Below are 1,696 nucleotides of genomic sequence, written 5' to 3' on the forward strand. Positions count from 1 at the left end.
TCTACGAAGTGGACCGCACGCGCGACGGCGGCAGCTTCTCGGTGCGCCGCGTCACGGCGATCCAGCACGGCCGCGTGATCTTCTTCTGCGCGGCGTCGTTCCAGGCCGAGGAAGAAGGCGCCGAGCACCAGCTGTCGATGCCTGAAGTGCCGCGGCCGGAAGACATTCCGCCCGCGCCGCCGGTGCCTGCGGAGGTCATGGCCACGCTGCCGCCGAAGGTGCAGCGCTGGCTGTCGCGACGCGGCCCGTTCGAATTCCGCCACGTGTACCCACGCGACGAGTTGAATCCGCCCAAGCGGCCGCCGTTCCAGCAGGTGTGGTTTCGGTTGAGCGAGCCGGTCGGCGATTCGCCCGAACTGCACCGCGCCCTGCTCGCCTATGCCTCGGATTTCCAGTTGCTCGGCACGGCCACCTACCCGCACGGCATCAGCTACTACCAGCCGAACGTGCAGATGGCGTCGCTGGACCACGCGCTTTGGTTCCACCGCCCGTTCCGTGCCGACGACTGGCTGCTCTATTCGATCGACAGCCCCAGCGCGAGCGGCTCGCGCGGACTGGCGCGCGGGCAGATCTTCGATCGCCAGGRCCGCCTGGTCGCCAGCACCGCGCAGGAAGGCCTGATCCGCGTGGTGCCGGACGCCGAAGCGGCCTCGGCTGTCCCGGCGAAGGACTGAGGGAATACCCATGCGGCAAGTCTTTTCCAGCCAGCGCATCGAAACCGTCGAAGGCGTGGCCAAGCTCTTGAGCGATGCGGGCGTTCCGGTCTTCATCAGCAACGGCCGCTCGTACCACAGCAAGCGCGGCGGGCAGTTCAGCTACACCGAACCGGTGAAGGCGCAGCTGCAGCCCGCCGTGTGGGTGCGCCACGCCGAAGACCAGCCGCGCGCGCGCGAACTGCTGCGCGAGGCCGGCCTGATGGAAACCACGCGCCCTGGCTATGCGACCACGCTGACGTTCCGCAGTGACCAGGAACCCGCGGCCACGCCGCAGCGCTCCTGGGCCTGGCGCATCCGCCTGATCCTGCTGGCCCTGATTGCCCTGGCCGCCGTCGTCATGTGGATGCGGCGCCCGATGCCGCCGCCCGCAGCGCCCGTCCCGGTCCCGCAGGAACAACCCGCGACGCCTGCCCCCGCGGACGAGGCGCCCGAGGAAGACCGCATCCGCATCCAGCCCGCCACCGGCGGCTGACCGCAGACGGTCACATCCGTCTTCCCGGCCCGTCAGGGTCATCAGCCCACCCGATGATCCTGACGCCATGAATACCCTCGCCCTGGACCTGATGCTGCAGGCCGAACTGCCCGCCGCCACGCGCGGCAGCCAGGAGGCCTACGGCCGCATCGTCCACGCCTGCCAGAACACCGTCACCGCGATCGCGCTGGCGATCACCCGCGACGTGCAGGCCAGCGAGGATATTGCGCAGGAAGCGTTCCTGAAGGCCTGGCAGCAGCTCGACCGGTTGAAGAACAGCGCCAGCTTCCTGCCCTGGCTGCGCCAGATCACCCGCAACCTCGCCCGCGACTGGCTGCGCGCACAGCATGGCCGTCCCATGTCGGGCGAAGTGGCCGAGATCGCCATCGGCATGGCCGCCGACCCGGACCCCACTCCCGCCGAGCGCCTGCTGCAGACGGAAGAGGAAATCGTCGCCACCGACATCATCTCCTCGCTCCCGGAGGACAGCCGCGAGGCGCTGCTGCTG

General features: G+C 69.6%; 3 protein-coding genes. All 3 read left to right on the forward strand.

Annotation, left to right across the window (positions count from 1 at the left end; genetic code table 11):
* The coding region (locus AC04L7_RS18155; RefSeq protein WP_475513627.1) for an acyl-CoA thioesterase at positions 1 to 674 on the forward strand (674 nt) is incomplete at its 5' end.
* Positions 675 to 684: 10 nt separating this feature from the next.
* Entirely contained in the window at positions 685 to 1,188 is a 504-nt protein-coding gene (locus AC04L7_RS18160) for a putative signal transducing protein (protein ID WP_435997618.1), read from the forward strand.
* Positions 1,189 to 1,255: 67 nt separating this feature from the next.
* The coding region (locus AC04L7_RS18165; protein ID WP_475513628.1) for an RNA polymerase sigma factor at positions 1,256 to 1,696 on the forward strand (441 nt) is incomplete at its 3' end.

The organism is Pseudoxanthomonas sp. LjRoot204_2 (assembly GCF_056175765.1).

Excerpts from the sequence above, each read along its gene's own strand:
- AC04L7_RS18160 (WP_435997618.1), top strand. The coding sequence starts at position 685 with ATGCGGCAAGTCTTTTCCAGCCAGCGCATCGAAACCGTCGAAGGCGTG.